This window comes from Paraburkholderia sp. OAS925 (assembly GCF_040543975.1).
In the GTDB taxonomy this organism is placed as follows: Bacteria; Pseudomonadota; Gammaproteobacteria; order Burkholderiales; family Burkholderiaceae; genus Paraburkholderia; species Paraburkholderia graminis.
This window is the reverse complement of sequence record NZ_JBEUNO010000001.1, coordinates 2,609,140-2,631,373: the sequence shown is the minus strand read 5'-3', so window position 1 is coordinate 2,631,373 and position 22,234 is coordinate 2,609,140. Positions and strand designations below refer to the sequence as shown.

General features: G+C 65.0%; 20 protein-coding genes and 1 pseudogene. 16 read left to right on the top strand and 5 right to left on the bottom strand.

Annotated elements, in window-relative coordinates; translation table 11 throughout:
• Window positions 1-51: 51 nt before the first annotated feature.
• The gene (locus tag ABIE53_RS11490) at window positions 52-789 is read right to left on the bottom strand and encodes a glutathione S-transferase (protein ID WP_029968598.1); all 738 of its coding nucleotides are present in this window, start codon (window positions 787-789) and stop codon (window positions 52-54) included.
• A 211-nt stretch (window positions 790-1,000) separates the two neighbouring features.
• Window positions 1,001-2,104, bottom strand: coding sequence for a YeiH family protein (locus tag ABIE53_RS11485; protein WP_053858169.1), 1,104 nt, complete (start codon window positions 2,102-2,104; stop codon window positions 1,001-1,003).
• A gap of 114 nt (window positions 2,105-2,218) precedes the next feature.
• On the opposite strand from ABIE53_RS11485, the gene ABIE53_RS11480 reads away from it, so the two are divergent.
• From ABIE53_RS11480 to ABIE53_RS11445, 8 genes and pseudogenes are all read left to right on the top strand, one after another.
• Window positions 2,219-3,130, top strand: a complete 912-nt coding sequence (locus ABIE53_RS11480) for a LysR family transcriptional regulator (protein WP_006051726.1) — start codon at window positions 2,219-2,221, stop codon at window positions 3,128-3,130.
• 187 nt (window positions 3,131-3,317) lie between these two features.
• Complete coding sequence (locus tag ABIE53_RS11475) at window positions 3,318-4,091, top strand: sugar phosphate isomerase/epimerase family protein (protein WP_107706763.1); 774 nt, start codon at window positions 3,318-3,320, stop codon at window positions 4,089-4,091.
• Window positions 4,092-4,372: 281 nt separating this feature from the next.
• A pseudogene (locus ABIE53_RS11470) lies at window positions 4,373-5,357 on the top strand (sugar kinase).
• Between the two features lie 259 nt (window positions 5,358-5,616).
• Window positions 5,617-6,906: an MFS transporter gene (locus ABIE53_RS11465; protein ID WP_053858166.1), complete on the top strand. Its 1,290-nt coding sequence runs from the start codon at window positions 5,617-5,619 to the stop codon at window positions 6,904-6,906.
• Window positions 6,907-6,910: 4 nt separating this feature from the next.
• Window positions 6,911-7,876, top strand: a complete 966-nt coding sequence (locus tag ABIE53_RS11460; protein WP_107706765.1) for a 2-hydroxyacid dehydrogenase — start codon at window positions 6,911-6,913, stop codon at window positions 7,874-7,876.
• A gap of 109 nt (window positions 7,877-7,985) precedes the next feature.
• Complete coding sequence (locus ABIE53_RS11455; RefSeq protein WP_107706766.1) at window positions 7,986-9,086, top strand: LacI family DNA-binding transcriptional regulator; 1,101 nt, start codon at window positions 7,986-7,988, stop codon at window positions 9,084-9,086.
• Between the two features lie 177 nt (window positions 9,087-9,263).
• Complete coding sequence (locus tag ABIE53_RS11450) at window positions 9,264-10,112, top strand: YhfC family intramembrane metalloprotease (protein WP_107706767.1); 849 nt, start codon at window positions 9,264-9,266, stop codon at window positions 10,110-10,112.
• A gap of 101 nt (window positions 10,113-10,213) precedes the next feature.
• Window positions 10,214-10,579: a DUF3022 domain-containing protein gene (locus tag ABIE53_RS11445; protein ID WP_029968588.1), complete on the top strand. Its 366-nt coding sequence runs from the start codon at window positions 10,214-10,216 to the stop codon at window positions 10,577-10,579.
• Window positions 10,580-10,596: 17 nt separating this feature from the next.
• Here ABIE53_RS11445 and ABIE53_RS11440 read toward each other — a convergent pair whose 3' ends face one another.
• Together ABIE53_RS11440 and ABIE53_RS11435 are read right to left on the bottom strand one after the other, a co-directional pair.
• Window positions 10,597-11,034 carry a PGDYG domain-containing protein gene (locus ABIE53_RS11440; RefSeq protein ID WP_029968587.1) on the bottom strand — a complete coding sequence of 146 codons (438 nt, stop codon included), beginning with the start codon at window positions 11,032-11,034 and terminating at the stop codon, window positions 10,597-10,599.
• Between the two features lie 243 nt (window positions 11,035-11,277).
• Complete coding sequence (locus tag ABIE53_RS11435; protein WP_006051717.1) at window positions 11,278-11,802, bottom strand: Spy/CpxP family protein refolding chaperone; 525 nt, start codon at window positions 11,800-11,802, stop codon at window positions 11,278-11,280.
• A gap of 224 nt (window positions 11,803-12,026) precedes the next feature.
• On the opposite strand from ABIE53_RS11435, the gene ABIE53_RS11430 reads away from it, so the two are divergent.
• The 3 genes from ABIE53_RS11430 to ABIE53_RS11420 all read left to right on the top strand — a co-directional run bounded on the left by ABIE53_RS11430 (window position 12,027) and on the right by ABIE53_RS11420 (window position 14,823).
• Window positions 12,027-12,911, top strand: coding sequence for a LysR family transcriptional regulator (locus ABIE53_RS11430; protein ID WP_006051716.1), 885 nt, complete (start codon window positions 12,027-12,029; stop codon window positions 12,909-12,911).
• Between the two features lie 70 nt (window positions 12,912-12,981).
• Window positions 12,982-13,440 (top strand): Lrp/AsnC family transcriptional regulator, encoded by a 459-nt coding sequence (locus ABIE53_RS11425; RefSeq protein WP_006051715.1) that lies wholly within the window; start codon window positions 12,982-12,984, stop codon window positions 13,438-13,440.
• A 276-nt stretch (window positions 13,441-13,716) separates the two neighbouring features.
• Window positions 13,717-14,823, top strand: a complete 1,107-nt coding sequence (locus ABIE53_RS11420; protein WP_029968583.1) for a saccharopine dehydrogenase family protein — start codon at window positions 13,717-13,719, stop codon at window positions 14,821-14,823.
• Window positions 14,824-14,893: 70 nt separating this feature from the next.
• Here the strand turns inward: ABIE53_RS11420 and ABIE53_RS11415 are convergent, their stop codons facing one another.
• Window positions 14,894-15,481, bottom strand: a complete 588-nt coding sequence (locus ABIE53_RS11415) for a P-loop nucleotide/nucleoside kinase family protein (RefSeq protein WP_029968582.1) — start codon at window positions 15,479-15,481, stop codon at window positions 14,894-14,896.
• 263 nt (window positions 15,482-15,744) lie between these two features.
• Here ABIE53_RS11415 and corA point away from each other — a divergent pair, with 263 nt between their 5' ends.
• From corA to ABIE53_RS11390, 5 genes are all read left to right on the top strand, one after another.
• Window positions 15,745-16,722, top strand: a complete 978-nt coding sequence (gene corA / locus ABIE53_RS11410) for a magnesium/cobalt transporter CorA (protein WP_053858160.1) — start codon at window positions 15,745-15,747, stop codon at window positions 16,720-16,722.
• 355 nt (window positions 16,723-17,077) lie between these two features.
• Window positions 17,078-18,040, top strand: coding sequence for a sugar ABC transporter substrate-binding protein (locus ABIE53_RS11405; protein WP_006051711.1), 963 nt, complete (start codon window positions 17,078-17,080; stop codon window positions 18,038-18,040).
• 287 nt (window positions 18,041-18,327) lie between these two features.
• Window positions 18,328-19,923, top strand: coding sequence for a sugar ABC transporter ATP-binding protein (locus ABIE53_RS11400; RefSeq protein WP_006051710.1), 1,596 nt, complete (start codon window positions 18,328-18,330; stop codon window positions 19,921-19,923).
• Window positions 19,920-20,993, top strand: coding sequence for an ABC transporter permease (locus ABIE53_RS11395; RefSeq protein WP_029968580.1), 1,074 nt, complete (start codon window positions 19,920-19,922; stop codon window positions 20,991-20,993). The genes ABIE53_RS11400 and ABIE53_RS11395 overlap by 4 nt, the downstream gene beginning before the upstream one ends.
• Window positions 20,994-21,140: 147 nt before the next feature.
• The gene (locus ABIE53_RS11390; protein WP_006051708.1) at window positions 21,141-22,181 is read left to right on the top strand and encodes a LacI family DNA-binding transcriptional regulator; all 1,041 of its coding nucleotides are present in this window, start codon (window positions 21,141-21,143) and stop codon (window positions 22,179-22,181) included.
• The last annotated feature ends 53 nt before the right edge of the window (window positions 22,182-22,234 follow it).

Here is a 22,234-nt window from a genome sequence, read left to right as displayed (position 1 = left end):
CTGGACGAAGCGGGCGCGCTGCCGGACGTGAACGGGGAAGGGCGGCGCGGCTCAAGCCGCCGCCTTGTCGAGTTCGGGATAGTGCCTGAAGATGCACGCCTCGTTATGTTCAATGCGGCGCTCGGACTGCAGATAGGCGGCGATATTCGGCCGCTCCATCACCGCGGCATGCAAGGCGGCGAGCCGCGGATACTGCTCGCCGAAGCGCTTCAGCGCGCGCGGGAAGGCGTAAAGCAGTCCGTCGATCAACTGGAACATCGAGAGATCGACGTAGGTGAGCGAGTCGCCGACCATGAAGGTGTCGCCGGCCGGATTCTGTTTCAGCACGCGCTCGAAATACTTCATGAACTTCGGAATCCGGTTGTCGATGAAATCATGCGCGCGCGTTTTCGCGGCGTCTTTCTGGTCTTCGTAGTAGAGGCTGGCCGCAAGCGGGTGATGCGTGTCGTGGGCTTCGGTCACCACGTCGGCGATAGTCAATTGCAGGCCGTTTGCGACGTAGCGCAAGCTTTCCACGGACGGCGCGAGATTCAGGCGCGGTCCGAGATAAAAGAGGATGTTCGCGGTCTGCGCGATCACCAGGTCGCCGTCTTTCAGAAACGGCGGAGCGAACGGCGGATAGGGCTCGTCCCTGCTTTTCATGACCGCCATCATCGCGCCGGTGCCGAGACCTTCGGACGGCTCGCCGCGCGCCACTTCGACATAGTCCGCGCCGGCTTCTTCCAGCGCGAGCCTCACAAATTCGCCACGGCCTTGCAGGCCGTCCCAATAGTAGAGTTCCAGGCTCATCGATCTGTCCTCATTCGGGTTGCGGGAAGGGTGTGCGGAACGCGTCGCGCTTGCTGCTGCGGGCGCTGGCGATGCTGTTTTGCGTCGTTCGCGTCGTTTGCGTTGTTCGCGTTTCTCGCACGCCAGCCAGTATGCCGCGCGGCGCGGCCGGATGCTTTCCCAGACGCACGAAACCCCGCACGCGGCGGGGTGTGTTCGGGCGAAGTGCGGCTTAGCCGAAGAAGTGCTGGACAGCCCATGTGATACCCAGTCCGCCCGCAATCAGCCACACGTACAGGATGAAGCCCGTGGTCAGCGCACGCGGACCTGCCTCGCGGATTTGCGAAATGCGCGTTTCGATGCCGAGCGCGGTCATGGCCATGGTCAACGCGAAGGTGTCGAGCGTGTTGAGCGTGCTGGTGGCGGCTTGCGGCAGCACGTGCAGCGAGTTGATCACGACGAAGGCGAGGAAGCCGAGCGCGAACCAGGGAATCGCGAGCTTGCCCGGACGACGCTGTTGAACCGAAGCGCCTTGTTGCGAGCTGGCAGACGATGCGTCAACGTCGCGGCGCGCCGCACGGTTGACCCACAAGCCGACCACGAGCAGCACCGGCACGAGCAGCATCACGCGAGTCATCTTGACGATGGTGGCGATATGCGTCGCTTCCGGGCTTACGTTGCTCGCCGCGCCGACCACCTGCGCGACCTCGTGAATCGTGCCGCCAAAAAAGAGTCCGGCGCCCGTCGTGTCGAGATGCAGCCAGCCCGCCTTGAAGAGAACCGGGTAGAGGAACATGGAGAGCGTGCCGAACAGCACGACGCTGCCCACCGCCATCGCGCTTTTGTGCGGCTTGGATTGCAGCGTCGACTCGAAGGCGAGCACGGCCGCGGCACCGCAGATCGCGCTGCCCGCAGCGGTGAGCAGCGCGGTGTCGCGGTCGAGCTTCATGATTTTCATGCCGGCCCACGTGCCGATTACGAGCGTGCTCACGACGATCAACACCGATTCGGCGAGGCCCGGCAAACCGACCTGGGCGATTTCCTGAAGGCTCACGCGCAGGCCGAAGAACGCGACGGCGATGCGCAGCAGCTTGCGCGCGGAAAAATTGACGCCGGCCGCCCAGCTTGCCGGCATGCCGTCGCGCAGCGCGTTGCCGTAAATCGCGCCGGCGACGATACCGACGATCAGCGGGCTCAGCCCCAGCCCCGCAATCGCAGGGATCTGGGCGATGCGCGTGACGGCGGCGGCGAACAGGGCGACGAACAGAATGCCGTTGAGCTGGCCGCGGGCGGATGACGCTTCGGCGGTGGCGGCGGTGAGGCGGGCGGTGGTCATGGGTGCAGCCTTTGGACTGACTGAGTCGATGGGTCTAATCCTAAGTTAGATATATGAATATGAAAAATCGTGATTTAGAATGGAAACTATCCGCGCTGCCGATAGTTCGTTGCGATGACCCCTGATCAGCTTATAACGTTTGCCGCCGTCGCCGAGCATCTGAACATCAGCCGCGCCGCGCTGGCTCTGCATTTGTCGCAGCCGGCGGTGTCGGGGCAACTGCGCCAGCTTCAGGATGAATTCGGCGAGCCGCTTTATCAGCGCGACGGGCGCGGCGTGCGTCTGACGCCCGCGGGCGAGCAACTCGCGCAGTACGCCGCGCGGCTGCGCGACACCTGGCGCCAGGCGCATGCGTACCGCGACGCGCTGCGCGGCCTCGAACACGGCACGCTGCGGATCGGCGCGACCACCACGCCCGCCAGTTATCTGCTGCCTTACCTGATCGCGGATTTTCATCGGCAGTATCCGGACGTGACGCTGCATACCGCCGACGGCAATACGACCGACATCGTCGGCGCGCTCGGCTCGGTCGACATCGCACTGATCGAGGGGCCGGTCGGCACCGACCTGCCGCCGGATACGGCCGTGCACGCGTGGCGCGAGGACGAGATCGTGGCGATCATGCCGCGCACGCATCGGCTCGCGGAGGGGATGGGAGCAGACGCGGCAAATGCGGCAAATGCCGGGCTTGACCTTGCCGCGCTCGGCGCGGAGCCGCTGATCGTGCGCGAGGCGGGCTCGGGCGTGCGGCAAGTCGTCGAGCGTGCGTTTGCCCGCGCGGGCGTGCCGATGCGCGTGGCGCTGGAAATTGCCGGCGTCGAAGGCGTCAAGGAAGCGGTGCGGGCGGGCATGGGCATCGGCTTCGTCTCGGCAATGTCGATGCGGCACGAAAACGGCGCGCTGCGCGTGTTCTCGCTGAGCCCCGAGCCGCTGACGCGGCGGCTGTCGATTGTCGTGCCGCACGCGAGCGCGCCGTCGCGTGCGGTCAAGCGGTTTTTGGCGTTGTGTCTGGAGGATGGGGCGTAGACACCGAGCGCTGCGGCGCGCCGTGCCAACACAGCCCACAGCCCCGCCTGGGGATTTCCACTATGGTCTCCGACACGAACCCAAGCGCACTATTCGCCTATCGCAAGCGCTTCGGCGCTTTTTTGAAATCCGCCTTTGGAACCGGTTCCATAGATGGAAGCGGGACGAAACACACGGTAGTGACGACATGACGGATGCAGTGGAAGTAGCGATTGTTGCCAGCGCTTTCGGCGCCGACGCGGTGCGCACGGCGGGTCATCGCAAGTGGGCGGAGGCGAGCCGGCGCGCCCGGGCGACCGGTTTCGAAGTGCGTCGCGAGCTGTTCGGCGACGAAGCCGACGCGGAGCCGGCGTGCCTCGCGGTACTGGGCAAGCAGATTGCGGAGCTGGGCCTGTGGTCGGTGTACTCGACACCGGCGTCGCTGTACGCCGGAGACGGTCAGCTCGACGCGGCCGCGCTGCGGCGCGCAGTGGATGAAGCGACGGCCCTCGGCGCGCGCTTCGTCAAACTGCAACTCGGCGGCTTCGCGGACCGCGCGCACGGCGACGCGATCGCCGCGCAATTGCACGGCGCGAACGTTCGGCTCGTCGTCGAAAACGGGCAACTGACGCAGGGTGGTTCGCTGCATCAGTTCGTCGGCCTGTTCGACGGACTGCAGCGCGAAGGTCACGCGGATCTGCTCGGCATGACGTTCGACGTCGGCAACTGGGCGTGGTGCGGCGTGCCCGCGCTCGACGCCGCTGTGGCGCTCGCGCCTTACGTCGAGTACGTGCATTGCAAGATCGCGGCGGGCGAGGGCGCGCGGCGTTTTGCGGCCGCGCCGGCTGCCGACGATGCGCGCTTCGCCGCCGTGCTGGACCGGCTGCCGCGCCGCGTGCCGCGCGGGATCGAGTTTCCGCTCGATCCCGCCTGCATCGACGACGACGCCACGCGGCGCGTCGCCTGGTTGGCCGCAGCGTAGGCGGTGGCGAGGACTGAGGCCCGAGAGTCAGCAGCCTAGAGTCAGCGGCCGAGAGCGAGCAGCCAAGAGCCGAAAGCGAAAAGCCGACAGCCGAAAGCCGAGAGCCAGAACCTGAGAGAACGAGCAGCAAACAAGACATAACAACAGAAGCAACAGCAGCAACAGCACCAAGGCACCAAGGCACCAAGGCACCAAGGCACCAAGGCACCAAGGCACCAAGGCACCAACCGCAGCAACCGCACCACCGCACCACAAGCCCGACGCACAAGCAGGAGCAACGCATGACCAACCCGCCCGCAGCACTGGACATCATCACCTACGGCGAAGCCATGGCCATGTTCGTGGCCGCCGAAACCGGCCCGCTCGCGCGCGTCGGCCAGTTCACGAAACGCATCGCGGGCGCCGACCTGAACGTGGCGATCGGCCTTGCGCGGCTCGGCTTCAAGGTCGGCTGGATGAGCCGCGTCGGCAACGATTCATTCGGCCAGTACGTGCGCGACACGTTGACGAGAGAAGGCATCGACCAGCGTTGCGTCACCACGGACGAGCGCTATCCGACCGGCTTCCAGCTCAAGTCGAAGAACGACGACGGCAGCGATCCCGCCGTCGAATATTTCCGCCGCGGCTCGGCGGCGAGTCACCTGTCGGTCGCGGATTACGTGGCGGACTACGTGTTGCCCGCGCGTCATCTGCATCTGACCGGCGTCGCGCCGGCAATCTCGGAGAGCTCGCGCGAACTCGCGTTTCATCTGGCACGTGAGATGCGCGCAGCGCGGAAAGACCATTTCGTTCGATCCCAACCTGCGCCCGACGCTGTGGCCGTCGCGCGCCGCGATGGTCGAAGGCTTGAACTCGTTGGCCGCGCTCGCTGACTGGGTGCTGCCCGGCATCGGCGAGGGCGAGATTCTGACCGGCTACACGCAGCCCGAGGACATCGCCAGCTTTTATCTGGAGCGGGGCGCGCGCGGCGTGATCGTCAAGCTCGGCGCCGAGGGCGCGTACTTCCGCACCGCCGACGATGCCGCGATGATCGCCGGCCAGCCGGTCGCGAACGTCGTGGATACGGTCGGCGCGGGCGACGGCTTCGCCGTCGGCGTGATCAGTGCGCTGCTGGAAGGCAAGACGCTGCCCCAGGCGGTCGCGCGCGGCAACCGTATCGGCGCGCTGGCGATTCAGGTGATCGGCGATTCGGAAGGCTTGCCGAGCCGCGCCGAACTCGATGCGCTCGAACGCGATGATGCGGCGAGCGTCGCGCATGCGGCATGACGCGCAGGCGCGGCGAACGTGGCGCAGGCGCCTCGGCGGCAGAGGCGGCGCGCACTGGCGAGCGCGCGCACGCACCGGCAGCCAGCGGCACACGCATGCATCGAAACGGCAAGCACACGCATCGAAGCGCCGCGCGCAACGAAGACAGATCCAGCAAAGCACGGCGCGAGCCGCGCACCGATAACAGCAAGAGCGCTCGACAAGCGCCGCACCAGCTCCGTCCATCATTGTTTCGGGAAGCCGTAAAAGGAGACACCCCATGACTTCATCTCTCGCGATCCGCCGCTGGTGGACGATCATGCCGATCGTATTCATCACCTACAGCCTCGCTTATCTCGACCGCGCGAACTACGGTTTCGCGGCGGCCGCCGGCATCAACCAGGACCTGGGCATCAGCAAGGGATTGTCGTCGCTGATCGGCGCGCTGTTCTTCCTCGGTTATTTCTTCTTCCAGATTCCCGGCGCGATTTACGCCGAGCGCCGCAGCGTCAAGAAACTCGTGTTCTGGAGCCTGGTTCTCTGGGGCGGCTGCGCGGCGTTGACCGGCATGGTCAGCAATATTCCGTCGCTGATGGTGATCCGCTTCGTGCTCGGCGTCGTCGAGGCCGCGGTGATGCCGGCGATGCTGATCTTCATCAGCAACTGGTTCACGAAGAACGAGCGCTCGCGCGCCAACACGTTCCTGATTCTCGGCAATCCGGTGACGGTGTTGTGGATGTCGGTCGTGTCCGGTTATCTGGTGCACTCGTTCGGCTGGCGCCATATGTTCATCGCCGAGGGCGTGCCCGCGATTCTGTGGGCCGTGTGCTGGTGGTTCATCGTGCAGGACAAGCCGCAGCAGGTGTCGTGGCTCACGCAGCAGGAGAAGGACACGCTCGCCGAAACGCTGCGCGCCGAGCAGGCCGCGATCAAGCCGGTGCGCAATTACGCCGAGGCGTTCCGCTCGTCGGCGGTGATCAAGCTGTGTGCGCAGTACTTCTGCTGGAGCATCGGCGTGTATGGTTTCGTGCTGTGGCTGCCGTCCATTTTGAAGAACGGCTCGACGCTCGGCATGGTCGAAACCGGCTGGCTGTCGGCGCTGCCGTATCTCGCCGCGACCATCGCGATGCTGGCGGCGTCGTGGGCATCGGATAAACTCAACCGCCGTAAAGTGTTCGTGTGGCCGTTCCTGCTGATCGGCGCGGTCGCGTTCGCGGCATCGTATGCGCTCGGCTCCACGCATTTCTGGCTCTCGTATGCCGCGCTCGTGATTGCCGGCGCCGCGATGTACGCGCCGTACGGTCCGTTCTTCGCGATCGTGCCGGAACTGCTGCCGAAGAACGTCGCGGGCGGCGCGATGGCGCTGATCAACAGCATGGGCGCGCTCGGTTCGTTCGTCGGCTCGTATGTGGTCGGCTATCTGAACGGCGCGACGGGATCGCCCGCGGCATCGTACGCGTTCATGAGCGTCGCGCTGATCGCCGCCGTTATCCTCACGCTGATCGTGAAGCCGCAACAGCAGGCGGCAGCGCCGCGGCACAAGCTCGCTACACCGTTGCAAGGAAAATAAGCTGATGAAGAAGATCGTCGCGTGGAAGTCGTTGCCTGAAGACGTGCTTGCGTATCTGCAACAACATGTCGAAGTGGTGCAGGTCGACCCGGCCCGCCATGATGCGTTCGTCGCCGCGTTGCGCGAGGCCGACGGCGGCATCGGCGCGAGCGTGAAGATCACGCCGGCCATGCTCGAGGGCGCGACGCGATTGAAAGCGCTCTCGACGATCTCCGTCGGCTTCGATCAGTTCGACGTCGCCGATCTCACGCGGCGCGGCATCGTGCTCGCGCACACGCCGGACGTGCTGACCGAATCCACCGCGGACACGGTGTTCTCGCTGATCCTCGCGTCCGCGCGCCGGGTGGTCGAGCTTGCCGCGTGGGTGAAGGCGGGGCAATGGCAGCACAGCATCGGGCCCGCGCTATTCGGCGTCGACGTGCAGGGCAAGACGCTTGGCATCGTCGGCCTGGGACGCATTGGCGGCGCGGTCGCGCGGCGTGCGGCGCTCGGTTTCAACATGCAGGTGCTCTATACGAACCGCAGCGCGAACCCCGAGGCCGAAGCGGCTTACGGCGCGCGCCGCGTCGAGTTGGCCGAACTGCTCGCCACTGCCGATTTCGTCTGTCTGCAAGTGCCGCTCACGGAAGAAACGCGGCACATGATCGGCGCAAAAGAACTCGCGTCGATGAAGAAAAGCGCGATCCTCATCAACGCGTCGCGCGGCGCGATCGTCGACGAAAGCGCGCTGATCGACGCGCTGCGAAACGGCACGATTCACGGCGCGGGTCTCGACGTGTTCGAGAAGGAACCGTTGCCCGCCGACTCGCCGCTATTGCAGATGGCGAACGTGGTCGCGCTGCCGCACATCGGCTCGGCGACGCACGAGACGCGTCATGCGATGGCGCGCAATGCCGCCGAAAACCTCGTCGCCGCGCTCGCCGGTACGCTGACGACGAACATCGTCAATCGCGAAGTATTGCAACGGTGACGGCAGTCGCGATGAAGCGTTCGGCGGCCGGGTCGTTCGTTAAGCGACGCATCTTGCGTTGCACCTTGAGTTGCATGGGGCGTCGTATGGCATCGAGCGTGAGCACGCGATGAGCGCGACGCCCACATCTCAAGGCGCGCCGCGCCGCGCGACGATCACCGACGTCGCGCGCGAAGCCGGCACCGGCAAGACCAGCATTTCGCGCTACCTGAACGGCGAGATGAGCGTGTTGTCGCCGGAACTGCGCGCGCGCATCGAGGCGGCGATCGAGCGGCTCGACTATCAGCCGAATCAGATGGCGCGCGGCCTGAAGCGCGGCCGCAACCGGCTGATCGGCATGCTGCTCGCCGACCTCACGAATCCTTATACCGTCGAAGTGCTGCAAGGCGTCGAGGCCGCATGCCACGCGCTCGGCCTGATGCCGCTCATCTGCCACGCGGCGAACGAAGTGGAGATGGAGCGGCGCTATCTGCAACTGCTCACCACGTATCGCGTCGAAGGCGTGATCGTCAATGCGCTCGGCGTGCGCGAGGAAACGCTGCGGCCGGTGGGCGGCGGCGGGATTCCGGCGGTGCTCGTCGATCGTTCCGTCGAAGGCCTCGCCGCCGACATCGTCGGACTCGACAATCGCGCGGCGGCGGAACTGGGCACGCGGCATCTGCTGGACAGAGGCTTTCGGGAAATATGGTTCGTCGTGCAGCCGTTCGAGCAGGTCAGCTCGCGGCGGCTGCGCGAGGCGGCGTTTCGGGACGCGATGCGGGCACATGCGGATGCGGGTGCCCATGCCGATGCTGATGCAAGCGCTGCGCAAGGTCATACGCTCGTGCTCAATCTCGCCGACGTCGCGCAAACAGATCACAGCCTCGCCGAACTGGACCGCGCCATCGACACCGCGCATCAACGCGCAGGCAGAATCGGCGTTGATGCCCGCATCGCCGTGTTCGCGGCGAATGCGCCGGTCGCGCTGCGGCTCGCGCTGCATCTGAAGGCGCGTTACGGCGACGCCTGGCAGACACGCGTCGCACTGCTTTCCATCGACGACCCCGAGTGGGCCGAACTGACCGGCATCACGACGATTCGCCAGCCGACCTATGACATCGGCTATCGCGCGGTCGAGTTTCTGCATGAGCGGATCGAGGGCGTGCAGACCACGGCGCGCGATTGTCTGCTGCCGGGGGAGTTGATCGTGCGGGCATCGACGGCGAGCTGACAGGCTCACGCGCTGCGAGCGCACTGCGCGGCACTGCGCGACACCGCGCGACGTCATTCGCCCCCGCCACTCGCCGCACCCCCATCCTCGCGAACTTCGCCGCCCGTTTCCCGCCGATCTGCGATCATTCGGGCTGCGGCGCGCAGCGGGTGCGCGCCAGTCATCGCAAGGAAACTCATGGTCGTTGCACCGCTCACTCTGTCGAGCCTCGCGCTCGCGACGCTCGTCGTCGCCGCTTTGCCGTTTGTCATTTACCGCCGCCTGCGCCGGCCGCTTGCGCTGAAGCCGCGCCCGGCGATCGCCGGCATCGCCGTATTCGCGCTGTTCGCGATGGTCATCGAGCGCGCGCTGAACGATTATGTGCTGCATCGGAACGAGGCGACCGCGACGTTCCTGTCGCATCCGCTGGCCTTCGTCGTGTATGGCGCGCTGGCCGCGGGAATCTGCGAGGAAGTGGGGCGGTTCATCGGCATGCGCCTGCTGATTAAGCGTGCGTCTGCAAGGGCGGCTGCAACGCCCGCGTCCGCGCAACAAACCCCGCGCACCGACGACGGCACCGCGCTCGCGTACGGACTCGGTCATGGCGGCGCGGAAGCGTGGCTCGTCGGCGTAATGGTGCAGGTTCAATGGATTCTGTTCGCCGTGTTCGAAAACCGCGGCCAGCTCGACAGCTATCTGAGCAATCTGCCGACCGAATCATTGATGCGCATCCACCTGATACTCGCGAGTCTGACGCCGCAAACAGCCGGCATTTTCGCGCTCGAACGGATCGCGGCGCTCGTCTTCCAGATCGGTTTGTCGGTGCTGATGTGGCGCGGGCTGCGCGCCGGCTGGCGCGGCATCCTGCCGCTCGCAATCGCGCTGCATGCGCTCGTCGACGTGCCCGCCGCGCTGTTCCAGGCGCAGCTCGTGCCGCTTGCCGCGGTCGATGCGGTCTATGCGCTCGCAGCGGTCGTCGTCGTGGGATTGCTGTTCAAGACGTTGCGGCGTCCCGTCGCGGACGCTGTGACGGAACTGCCTCGCTAGGATGATGGCGTCGCTGCGGCCGCTGCGCCGCAGCGGCCTCGATAGCCGCTGCTTTACAATCGACGGCCATCCACCGCATGCCTATGACCTTCGGCACATCCATGGAAGCTTACCAATACGACTGCGCGAATCCCGAGTTCGAGGAATTGGCGCGCGTCATCAGCGATCTCTTTCCCGAGCAGACGCAGTTCATCCAGCGTGCCGCCGAAGACGGCACGCCCACGCTGGCGATTCACTGGGTCGCGATGCGCTTCGGCGCGACCGCGCGACGCATCGTGATGACGGTGCAGATCGCGCCGGCGGCGCTCGCGCGTTACCGCGCGCTGCCTGCACGCTTGCGCGGCCGCAGCTTCGCGGTGTTGCGCGCGTATGTCGAGGCGAGCATCGGCTCGCTCGAGGAACAGTATGCGAATGGCGAAGCGGTGCCGCGCGAAGTCACCGTGGATCTCGGCGACGAATTTGCGTAACGCGCGCGTGACGTGCTTTAGTCCGCGAGACGGTAGACCTTTGCGAAGCGCGCGGCCTGCACGACGCCGTAATCGCCGGGCGCGTACTGCATGATCCAGTCGCCGGCCACGCCGCGCAGCACGTCGCCGCCGTTCGCCGAGCGGGCCAGCGAAAACGCTTCGTGCATCTCTTTCGCGAGCACGACGGCCGGGCGGTTGCGATAGGCGCCGGGCTCGCCGTGCGTGAGCGCGGCATCGGCGGGAACATACTTCGCGTCGAAGCGTTCACGCGACACGACCCAGCGGTCGCCGGTCGAGCCGGTGATCAGCGCGTCGCCTGGCAGATAGCGGTTCGGGCCTTCGAGGCTCATCAGTTCGCCTTGCGTGGCGGCGAATTCGACGTTGACCGTTTCGTCCTTGACGACACGCCGGGCGGCGGGGTCCTGGCTCAGGTCGAGATTTTTCAGGTGGTTCATGAAGCGGGGCAGAAGGTGTGTTGACGGCGGCGCCGCGATCTCGATGTGATCGAGCGCGGACTCGCATCATGCCAGACGCATCTTACGGAGCGCTTCTTTTGCGGTGCGACGTGCGGGACGCGATGCGATCCGATTCGACGTGATGCAATCCGGCGCACATCGCGAAGCGGGCGCGGCACTCAGAACAAACGGCGTCTAGCTTCGAACCGCGCCGCTTGCATCACGCACCGCGCCTGCAATCCGTTAAGGCTTCACCGTCGCATCGCTCGCCGGAGCCGGCGCCGCTTTGCCGCTCTTGCCCTTGCCGTGATGACGACGCCCGCCCTCAGCACCGCCTTCGCGATGGAACGTCGTATCGGCGAGCTTCTTCTGTTCCGGCGAGAAGCTGTTGTAGAGCGGATCGAATGCGTCCACCAGTTTCTTCACGCCGTCCGCATGGGCCTGCGCGATGGTCGCATACTGCTTCATGTCGTCGAGCGCGGACAGGTTTGTCGCGGCGCGGCGTTCCTTGAACAGTTCGCCCATCGTCTGGCCGTTGCCGCGCATTACGTCGGCGAATGCTTTCCATTGCGGCTCCTGCTCGGGCGTGATCTTCAGTTGCGAATGCAGATAGGCGATGCGGTCTTCGACATTGCGCTCATGCCCAGCTTTCGCGGCGGGCGCGGACGCGGCCGTGCCCGAGGGCGCCGCTGCCGGCGCCGAGGCTTGTTGTGCGAATGCGCCGCTCATCGCGACTGCGGAGGCCAGCAAGACCAGTGCTTTTTTCATCGAAACTCCTGATGTCTATTCGAATTGGGACGATTGGACCAGTGCGTGCGGCGAGCGTTCCGCGTCATGACGCGGCATAACGTGACATAACGCCGGATAACTCGCCAGGCGTCATGATGCGGATCGCTCGATCCTTACGGTCGCCGCTATTAGTATCACGATATCCCTACAATGCGGCTCTTGTGCGACAAACGCTTACAACCGAAACGAACAGGAAATAGCGGGTGGATAAATTCGTCAGCATGGAGATTTTCGTGGCCGTGGTGGAGGCGGGCAGCCTCACGGCGGCAGCGGAGCGCTTCGACATTTCGTCGGCGATGGTCGGCAAACACATCCGTTCGCTCGAGACGCGGCTCGGCACGCGGCTGCTCACGCGCACCACGCGCCGTCAAAGCCTGACCGAGATCGGCCGGCAATACTACGAGCAGTGCCGGCGCATTCTCGCGGACGTGAAGGACGCCGAGTCGCTCGCCGAAGCGATGGCCGCCGCGCCGCGCGGCGTGCTGAAGGTGACGGTGCCGCTCACCTACGGCGTCGAAGTCTTCTCTTCGGCGATGACCGATTATCTGAGCGCATGGCCCGACGTCACGCTCGAACTCGACCTGTCGAACCGCATGAGGGACCTCGTCGAAGAAGGTTTCGACGCAGCGGTGCGCATCGGCCATCTGCCGGATTCGAGTTTTGTCGCGCGGCCATTGAAGCCGTATCGCATGCGCGCGTGCGCGTCGCCGGCGTACCTTGCGCGCGCGGGCATTCCGCGCACGCCGGCCGATCTCGCGCATCACGAATGTCTCGGTTTCCTGCATTGGGGCCGCGAGGGGACATGGAGGCTCGGCGGCGAAAGCGCAACGGAAAACCCGCTCCGCGCAGGACGTTTTCGCGCGAATAACGGTCAGGCGCTCAAGGTCGCCGCATTGCGCGGCTTCGGCCTCGTGCTGCAACCGGAGGCGCTGCTCGCACGCGAGATCGAGAGCGGAGAACTGGTGTCGGTGCTGGAAGAGCATCTGCCGCAAGGCGCGCCCGTGCATCTCGTCTATCCGCGCGATCGGCGCGCCACGCCCAAGCTGACCAGCTTCATCGACTTCGTGATCGAGCGCTTCGGCGTTTGAAGACGCGCCGCATGGCACTGAAGACGCGCGATAATCCGCACCACTCCGACCACTTCTTCTTCCTTCTCCGATGAGACCTCCGCGCCTCGACCAACTCGACGATCTCGACCGCAACCTCGTGGCGCTGCTTCAGGCAAACGCGCGAGAAAGCGTCGCCAATCTCGCGCGCCAGCTCGGCGTTGCGCGTACCACCGTGATCGCCAGAATCGCGCGGCTCGAGCGCAGCAACGTGATCGCGGGCTACAGCGTGCGGCTCGGCCAGGACGTGCTCGATTCGAGCATCTATGCGTATGTGGGGATCATCATCGCGCCGAAGCATGGGCCCGCTGTGCAAAAGCGCCTCGGCAAGATGCCCGAGGTGCAACTGCTATGCGCGGTGAGCGGCGAATTCGACTACGTCGCCTGGCTGCGTGCGGATTCGCCCGATCGTCTGAACGATCTGCTCGATCAGATCGGCGGACTCGAGGGCGTGGAGCGGACCACGACCTCGATCATTCTCGCGCGCAAGATCGATCGCGGCATGGTGTGAAGCGCACGTTGCCGACGTTTTTTAGATGATCTTTTATGGCGCTTTTGACGCGTTCCTGACGTTTCGTCGGCGTGGCTCGTCAAAACGTCGAAGTTGATGGTCATTACGCAGCATTTTGCGCGTATGAACTGGTTTTGCTTCTCCCTACACTGTCGTTCGAGGGTTCAGCCCGCCGCGCGCCGCGCTCGATCGCGGCGCACCTGAAGCTGGAGACAGCGCACGAAATGAACCGGACGAGGTGCTCACGCGCCGCTCCGATCGACAAAGGAGAAGAACATGAAAGTTGCCATCGTTGGTGCAGGTCTGATCGGTCACACCATTGCGCATATGCTGCGCGAAACCGGCGACTATGACGTCGTCGCATTCGACCGCGATCAGCCCGCGCTCGACAAACTCGCCGCGCAAGGCATTGCGACCCGCCGCGTGGATTCCGCCGATGCCGCCGCACTGCGCGCCGCGATTCATGGCTTCGATGCGCTCGTCAATGCCCTGCCGTATTATCTCGCGGTGAACGTGGCGGCTGCCGCCAAGGGCGCGGGCGTGCATTATTTCGACTTAACCGAAGACGTGCGCGCGACCCACGCAATCCGCGCGATCGCCGACGACGCCGAACACGCATTCATGCCGCAATGCGGTCTCGCGCCGGGCTTCATCGGCATTGCCGCGCACGAACTCGCGAACCGCTTCACGGAGATTCGCGACGTGAAGATGCGGGTCGGCGCGCTGCCGCAATTCCCGACCAATGCGCTGAAGTACAACCTGACGTGGAGCGTGGACGGCCTCATCAACGAATATTGCCAGCCGTGCGAAGCGATTCGCGATAGCCGCACGCAGTGGGTGCAGCCGCTCGAAGGCCTCGAACATTTTTCGCTCGACGGCACCGAGTACGAAGCGTTCAATACATCGGGCGGTTTGGGTACGCTCTGCGAAACGCTGTCGGGCCGCGTCGAATCGCTCGATTACAAGTCGGTGCGCTATCCGGGCCACCGCAATCTGATGCAGTTCCTGCTCGAAGACCTGCGTCTTTCCAGCGACCGCGATACGCTCAAGAGCATCATGCGCCGCTCGGTGCCGTCGACCGCGCAAGACGTGGTGCTCGTGTTCATCACCGTGAGCGGCATGCGCGACGGGCAACTCGTGCAGGAAGTGTTTACCCGCAAGATCTTCGCGAAGACAGTTTGCGGCGTGCCGATGAGCGCGATCCAGATCACGACGGCCGGCGCGATGTGCGCGGTGCTCGATCTGTTCCGCGAAAAGAAGCTGCCGCAACGCGGCTTCGTGCGTCAGGAGCAGGTGTCGCTGCGCGACTTCCTCGGCAACCGCTTCGGCCAGCTTTATGAAGGGCAAACTCTGGACTCGCTGCAAACACTCGCGACGGTTTGACGAACCATCTTCGATAGAAGCTGAAAGCGCAAACGCCCCATACGTGGGGCGTTTTTGCGCGTTTTTTCGTTTACTGCGGCTCGCCGAGAATACGCGCGAGCAGCGCGTCGTAATCGGCCGCGCTCGGCGCCGTGTTATCGAACATCAGCAGATCGTTGCACATGTCGCCGGCCGGCACGAAGCGCCGCTGACGGTATTCGTCCCAGTGAGCGAGTTTGTACGCGTCGTTCGGATTGGCGCGCGCCACGATTCGCTGCTGCGCCGTCTCTTCCGACACATGCACCCACGCCACGCGCACGCTGACATCGTCGCCGACGCCGAGCCACGCGCGATCGAAAAGCCGCCGCTCGCGGACTTCGCGTGACAGCGGCCCGACCACCAGTGCGCTCACGCCGAGTTCGAGATTATCGCGCGCGGTGTCGATCAGCCCGCGATACTCCGGCTCGCGCAAATGCTCGAGGAAAAGCGGGCTGTCGCGATCGTTCGGGTCGCCTGTCAGCATGCCCATCGCGGCCGCGCTATAGCCGCCGTACAGCGTGTCCTTGTCGAGCAGACAGAACGGCGACCCGGTTGCTTTCATCAACCTGCCGATCAGCATTTTTGCGAGCGTCGTCTTGCCGGTGCCCGCGTGACCGCAAATAAAAACGAGGCGGCTCACGACAAGCTGTCCTCCATCCGAACCGCCGCGGCAATAGCGGGCATCGAATTCAAATACCACATTGCAGTCTCCTTACTGTCTTCCTTTGCATCGATCATGAAGAAGAACGCAGAGGCGCGCAAGCGCCGGGGCCTTTAACAAATCGATACATGAGCGCAGCCCGCAGCCCTTAACATGACGGTTACTTGTTCCATTCATGCAGAGGGGCTTGCACGCGTGTGCCGCGATGCAGCCCGCTCTGTTCCGCTTTCAGGGTAACCAACATGCTGATCAATTGCGCCGCCTATCAGGACGGCCGGAAGCTGGCAGACATCGACATCGATAGCATCAGCGACTACGTCGCGCGGCCCGAGTGTTTCGTGTGGGTCGCGTTGAAAGATCCGGGCCCGGGCGAGCTCGCGGTGATGAAGCACGAGTTCGGTCTGCACGACCTCGCAATCGAAGACGCGCAAAACGGTCATCAACGGCCGAAGATCGAGGAGTACGGCGAGTCGCTGTTCGCGGTCATGCACACTGTCGAGATGGACGAGGACGGCGAACTGCTGCTCGGCGAGGTCGACGTATTCGTCGGAGCGAACTATGTGCTGTCGGTGCGGCGCGGCACGCGCGCGGGTTTTCAGAACGTGCGGGCGCGCTGCGAGCGCGAGCCGCAGTTGCTGAAGGCGGGCTCCGCGTTCGTGCTGTATGCGCTTGCGGATGACATCGTCGACCGTTATTTCCCGATCATCGACGCGGTGAACACCGAGATCGAAGCCATCGAAGACCGCATTTTCGAGCGCAACAATTCGGCGGCATCGCGCGCGATCATTCAGGATCTGTATTCGCTGAAGCGGCGCCTCGTGATTCTTCAGCATCACATCGCGCCGCTGCAGGAAGCGATCAGCAAGCTCACGGGCGGGCGCATTCCGAGCGTCTGCGAAGGCATGCAGGCTTACTTTCGCGACGTGTACGACCACCTTGAGCGGATCGTGCGGATCATCGACGGACGGCGCGAAATGGTCGTAACCGCCGTGCAGGTGAATCTCGGCATGATTTCGCTTGCGGAGAACGAAGTGACCAAGCGGCTCGGTTCGTTCGCCGCGCTGTTCGCGGTGCCGACGATGATCGCCGGCATCTACGGCATGAATTTTCAGAACATCCCCGAGCTGCATTTCCGCTACGGCTATCCGCTTTGCCTGGGGATCATGCTCACCGTCGACCTCATCCTCTACTGGCGTTTTCGCAAGGCCGGCTGGCTCTGAGCGCAAAGCCGCGCTTGCGCGCCGGTCCTGCTTGCACGCGGCGCAATAAAAGTCCAGCATAGGCGGCCCGTCGGCGGCGGAGATTGCAGCCGACGGCAACACCGTCACACGCGGACACAAGCGAGGACCCATTGCCAACCATCGTCTGCCGGACCGTCTGCGAGGCGTTTCGGAGCCCGGCCGTCGGGCGCTCGTGCGAGCCGCCCCGACGCGCCGCACTTTTTGCGCGCCGATGCACTGCAACACTTTGGATCGTTGACAGTTTGGCCGCGATGCGCTGAGAATGAGTCCCGCAAACGTTTGCGCGTAACTAAAAATACGGCTCGACAGAGCCTGACAAACCCAGGAGATATGCATGAGCAATCGCATTCGCCGCCGCATCGTGGCGGCCGCAATCCTCGCCACCGCCAGCACCGCCTTGCCGTTTTCCGCCGCCTATGCCCAGACGGCGCCCGCTCATAAGCCGAAAGTCGCGCTCGTCATGAAGTCGCTCGCCAACGAGTTCTTCCTCACGATGGAAAACGGCGCGAAGGACTATCAGAAGCACAACCCGTCGCAGTTCGACCTGATCACGAACGGCATCAAGGACGAGACCGATACGGCGAACCAGATCCGCATCGTCGAACAGATGATCGTCTCCAAGGTCGACGCGATCGTGCTGGCGCCGGCCGACTCGAAGGCGCTCGTGCCGGTCGTGAAGAAAGCGGTGGACGCGGGCATCATCGTTGTGAATATCGACAACCGGCTCGACCCGGACGTGCTCAAGTCGAAAGACCTGAACGTGCCGTTCGTCGGACCGGATAACCGCAAGGGCGCGCAGAAGGTCGGCGACTATCTCGCGAAGAAGCTGAAGGCGGGCGACGAGGTCGGCATCCTCGAAGGCGTGTCGACCACGACCAATGCGCAGCAGCGCACGGCCGGCTTCAAGGACGCGATGCAGGCGGTCGGCGCCAAGGTGGTGTCCGTGCAGTCGGGCGAATGGGAAATCGACAAGGGCAACGCGGTCGCTTCCGCGATGCTCAACGAGTACCCGAACCTGAAGGCGCTGCTCGCGGGCAACGACAACATGGCGATCGGCGCGGTTTCCGCGATCCGCGCGGCAGGCAAGCAAGGCAAGGTGATGGTGGTCGGCTACGACAACATCAATGCGATCAAGCCGATGCTGAAGGACGGCCGCGTGCTCGCCACCGCCGACCAGTACGCCGCCAAGCAGGCCGTGTTCGGCATCGACACCGCGCTGAAAGCGTTGAGCGAGCACAAGAAGCAGTCGCAGTTGTCGGGCGTGGTGGAAACGCCGTGCGACCTGGTGACGAAATAAGCGCCGCCAGCGCATGACCGACTAGCAGGGCGCGCGGATTCGCGCCGCATCAGCACGCGAATCCGCGCCTACTATTCAATGAACGCTCAATAGCCGCTCAAGAAACCCGCCGGGCCGCCGTTAATTCAGAGGTAAGCGTCATGACGGCGGCCGTGCGGCGAGAGGGAGCGCGGCCAGAGCGCCTGCGCATTCCGCGCATTGGGCCGGCATTGACCGCGCGGCGCCCGGCGCCGTCTCGCCCGAGCAGATCGTGTGAGACGCGCCTCGCGCCGCGAAACAGGATCGCGATGGATTCAACCGACCACGACGCCTTGCCTGCCGTGCTGTCCGTCAGCGGCATCGGCAAGACCTACGCCGAACCGGTGCTCGCCGACGTGTCTTTGTCGCTGCGCGCCGGCGAGGTATTGGCGCTCACCGGCGAGAACGGCGCCGGCAAGAGCACGCTGTCCAAGATCATCGGCGGACTCGTCGAGCCGACCGCCGGCACCATGCAGCTTGCCGGCAAACCGTATGCGCCGGCGAGCCGCACCGAAGCCGAGGCGCTCGGCGTGCGCATGGTGATGCAGGAGCTGAATCTGCTGCCGACGTTGTCGGTGGCCGAGAATCTGTTCCTGAACCGCTTGCCGCGCGCGGGCGCGTTCAGCTTCGGCTGGATCGATCGCCGCAAGCTGCGCGAGGACGCGCGTCACGCGATGGCGCAAGTCGGGCTCGACGCGATCGACCCCGATACGCTCGTCGGCGAGCTTGGCATCGGTCATCAGCAGATGGTGGAGATCGCGCGCAATCTGATCGACGACTGCCGCGTGCTGATTCTCGACGAGCCGACCGCGATGCTGACCGCGCGCGAAGTCGATCTGCTGTTTGAGCAGATCGAGCGCCTGAAGGCGCGCGGCGTCGCGCTCGTCTATATCTCGCACCGGCTCGAAGAACTGGCGCGAGTCGCCGGGCAGATCGCGGTGCTGCGCGACGGCCGCCTCGTGCACGTCGACGCAATGGCCAATCTGACCAGCGACGAAATCGTCACGTGGATGGTCGGCCGCGAGCTTGGCGAGCAGATCGATCTCGGCGTGCGCAAGATCGGCGCGCCGCTCTTGCGGGTCGAGCGGCTTTCGCGCGGCAAGGTGGTCCGCGACGTGTCGTTCGAAGTCCGCGCGGGCGAAATCTTCGGCATCAGCGGGCTGATCGGCGCGGGCCGCACGGAGTTGATGCGGCTGATTTACGGCGCCGACCCGAAAGACGGCGGCACGGTGGCGCTGGCTCCGACGCCCGGCGCACCGCCTGCGCCGGTCAGGATCGATTCGCCGTCGGACGCGGTGCGCGCGGGCATCGCGCTCATCACCGAAGACCGCAAAGGCGAGGGTCTGCTGCTGCCGCAGCCGATCGCGGCGAACGTGTCGCTCGGCAACATCGGCAGCGTGGCGCGGCACGGCATCGTCGATGCGAAGCGCGAGAACGCGCTGGCGAAAAAGCAGATGGACGCGATGCGGATTCGCAGCTCCGGCCCGGCGCAGATTGTCGGCGAGCTGTCGGGCGGCAATCAGCAGAAGGTCGTGATCGGCCGCTGGCTCGCGCGCGATTGCCGCGTGCTGTTATTCGACGAACCCACGCGCGGCATCGACGTCGGCGCGAAGTTCGATATTTATGGCTTGATGGGCGCGCTGGCTCGTGAAGGGCGCGCGCTCGTCGTGGTGTCGAGCGATCTGCGCGAACTGATGCTGATCTGCGACCGGATCGGCGTGATGTCGGCGGGAAGCCTGACCGGTGTGTTCGAGCGCGGCACGTGGTCGCAAGACGCGTTGCTCGCCGCCGCTTTCGCCGGCTATCGCGGCCGCGAAGCGCTGCTGCACGACCTCGACGCCAATGAAGCAGGGAGTTTGTCATGACCGATCAATCGTTGCGCGACGCGCCGGGCGCGAAACATGGCGCGGATGGGAGCAAGGCCGCCGCGAATGCGAATGCAAACGCCGCGCCGCCGGCCGATCCGTCGGCGCCGCTCGCGAGCGGCAAACCCGCGGGCACCCGGCTCGGCTTTTCGAACTACCTCGGCCTCGCCGGTGCGCTGCTCGCCATGATCGTGCTGTTCTCGCTGCTGAGTTCGCACTTTCTGACGTACGACACGTTCAGCACGATCGCCAACCAGATTCCGGATCTGGTGGTGATGTCGGTCGGCATGACGTTCGTGCTGATCATCGCCGGCATCGATCTGTCGGTCGGGTCGGTGCTTGCGCTTGGCGCGTCGGTGGTGAGCGTGGCCGCGTTGAAGTGGGGCTGGGGCCCGCTGCCGTCCGCACTGCTCGGCGTCGCAGCCGCCGCGCTGACCGGCACGGTCACCGGCGCGGTCACGGTCGGCTGGCGGATCCCGTCGTTCATCGTGTCGCTCGGCGTGCTCGAAGCGGCGCGCGGCCTCGCGTATCAGATGACGAATTCGCGCACCGCCTATATCGGCGATGCGTTCGATTTTCTGTCGAACCCGATCGCGGTCGGCATCTCGCCGGCCTTCCTGATCGCGGTGGCGGTGATGATCATCGCGCAGCTCGTGCTCACGCGCACGGTGTTCGGCCGCTACCTGGTCGGCATCGGCACGAACGAGGAAGCCGTGCGGCTCGCGGGCGTCAATCCGCGGCCGTACAAGGTGATCGTGTTCGCGTTGATGGGCGCGCTCGCGGGCCTTGCGTCGCTGTTCCAGATTTCGCGGCTGGAAGCGGCTGACCCGAACGCGGGCGTCGGCATGGAACTGCAGGTGATCGCGGCCGTGGTGATCGGCGGCACGAGTCTGATGGGCGGGCGCGGTTCGGTCATCAGTACGTTTTTTGGCGTGTTGATCATTTCGGTGCTGGCGGCCGGCCTCGCGCAGATCGGCGCGAACGAGCCGACCAAGCGGATGATTACCGGCGCGGTGATCGTGGTCGCGGTGGTGCTGGATACGTATCGCAGCCGCCGCAAACGCGCCTGACATGTTCAGCGTAACGTGTGGCGGGTGCCAGAAGGGCGATTTGCGGTAAAGCGTAAGAATTCATGAGTACGGCGTGTTCGATGAGGACGTCCCGGGGTCGGCGCAAAGTCTGACTGGCGGGAAAAACAGGCGGGAGAGCAACAGGTTATGGCGACGATCAAGGATGTAGCAGCCGTGGCGGGCGTGTCCTTCACGACGGTATCGCACGTCGTGAACAACTCGCGGCCGGTGTCGGCCGACGTGCGCGCGAAGGTCGAGCTCGCCATCCGCCAGCTTCACTATGTGCCCTCGGCGGTGGCCCGTTCGCTGAAGGCGCGCGCCACCGCGACCATCGGACTCGTGGTGCCGAACAGCACCAACCCGTATTTCGCGGAACTGGCGCGCGGCATCGAGGACGGTTGCTCCCGCAACGGCTACTGCGTGTTTTTCTGCAATTCCGACGACGACCCCGCGAAGCAGCGCAACTATCTGCGTGTGCTGCAGGAAAAGCGTATCGACGGGCTGATCGTCGCGTCCGCCGGCGACGACGCGGTGCTCGCGCAGACGCTTGCCGACGCTCGCGAGCCGCTTGTGATCGTCGACCGCAATATTGAAGGCGTGAACGCGGACCTCGTGCAGATCGATCACGAGAAGGGCGCGTATCTCGCCACGCGTCATCTGCTGGAACTGGGGCACGTGCGGATCGGCTGCATTAGCGGGCCGGTCGACACGGCGGTGAGCGCGATGCGCGTGCACGGCTTCATTCGCGCGATGAGCGAGCGCGGCATCGAGATTCCGCCGGACGCGATCGTCGAAAGCGATTTTTCGGGTACCGGCGGCCATCGCGCGGCGGCGCAACTGTTCGACACCGTGAAGCCGTCGGCGATCTTCGCCTGCAACGACATGATGGGCATCGGCGCGCTGCGCGCGGCGGCGGAGCGCAATATCAGCGTGCCGCGCGACTGCTCGATCATCGGTTTCGACGACATCGAGCTCGGGCGCTTCACCTATCCGGCGCTGTCGACGGTCGGGCAGTCGGTGCGCGCGCTCGGCGACATGGCCGCGCAGACGCTGATCGAACGGATTGCCGGCAAGTCGTCGGCGAACGCGCGGCCGGGCGGGCGCAGGCGCGTCGTGTCGCCGCGGCTGATCGTGCGCGAATCGACGGCGACGTGGGCGGGCGCGGGAAAGCGTCATCTGGCCGCGTGATCGGGCTGCAGTGCAGCGCGGCGTATCGGCAGCTTAGAAGCAGGACAACGGGA